At 71.7% G+C, this 1,090-nt stretch carries 2 protein-coding genes; one reads left to right on the top strand and one right to left on the bottom strand.

Features of this window, described 5'->3' with window-relative positions:
* Positions 1–6: 6 nt before the first annotated feature.
* A complete protein-coding gene (locus PHK61_RS31850) occupies positions 7–933 on the bottom strand; it encodes an IS481 family transposase (RefSeq protein ID WP_274285048.1) in 927 nt (308 codons plus the stop codon).
* Between PHK61_RS31850 and PHK61_RS31845 the strand changes: the two genes are divergently transcribed.
* On the top strand, positions 847–1,090 hold a 244-nt coding region (locus PHK61_RS31845; RefSeq protein WP_274285049.1), incomplete at its 3' end, for a hypothetical protein. The genes PHK61_RS31850 and PHK61_RS31845 overlap by 87 nt on opposite strands.

Genomic DNA, 1,090 nt, shown 5'->3' with positions numbered 1-1,090 from the left:
CGGCCGTCACGTTGGTGACATGCGGCTGACGGGTGGTCGGTTGGCGCAGGCGGTGTGGGGGCGTTGGTTGTTGTAGTAGTCCAGCCAGCCCTTGAGCGCGAGGGTGCGGTCGTTGTTGGTGCGGTAAGGCCGTCGGTAGGCCCACTCGCGGGCCAGGGTGCGGTTGAAGCGTTCGACCTTGCCGTTGGTCCAGGGGCAGCGCGGGCGGATGAACTTCTGGACCGCGCCGAGCTCGCCGACCGCGGCGGCGAAGGCGTGGCAGCCGCGGTAGTTGCGGGCGTTGTCGGTCAGGACCCGCTCGATGCGTGGGATGCCGGCAGCAGCGAACGCGGCCGCGGCCCGGGTCACGAAGCCTGCGCAGGTGACGCCCTTCTCATCGGGCAGCACCTCGGCGTAGGCCAGCCTTGAGTGGTCGTCGACCATGGCGTGGATGTAGTCGAACCCGATCCGGCGTTTCGAGCCGGGCCGGTAGCCGCGGCCGTTGGCCCGCCACCCGCCGCCGTCGGGGATGCGACCGAGCTTCTTGACATCGACGTGCACCAGATCGCCCGGTGCGCGGTGCTCGTAGCGGCGCTCGCTGCGGCGCGCCGCGCGGATCGACTCGCCGGTGACCGGGTCACAGTCGGCCAGCCGCGGCACACCGTGGCGGGCCAGGATCCGGGTGATCGTGCGGGCCGGTACCCCGGTGCTCTCGGCGAGGAACGCCGGCCCCGCCTGCTCGTCACGACGGGCGGCCAGCACCCGCTCTTCCACCTCGGCGGTGGTGCGCCGGGGCTGGTGGTGCGGTCGGCTCGAGCGGTCAACCAGCCCGCTCCACCCCTCCCGATCCCAGCGGGTGACCCACCGGTGCGCGCACTGCCGGGAGACACCGAGCTCAGCGGCGACGTGGGCTTTCGGGCGTCCCTGGCCGCGGACACGCTGCACCAGCAGCATCCGGCCGTGCAGGGTCAGACGAGCGTTAGCGTGCAAGGTGGAAGGCCCTTCGTGGCGAGGCGGATGGCGTCAGACACCTCCACCCAGCCCGAAGGGCCTTCCCTGTCTCAACTCGCCACGCCGCTGGCCACCGTCACCAACGTCCTGGCCGGGTACA

The sequence above is a fragment of the Actinomycetospora lutea genome, assembly GCF_028737205.1.
GTDB classification, from domain to species: domain Bacteria; phylum Actinomycetota; class Actinomycetes; order Mycobacteriales; family Pseudonocardiaceae; genus Actinomycetospora; species Actinomycetospora lutea.
This window is presented reverse-complemented; position numbering and strand designations above follow the sequence as displayed.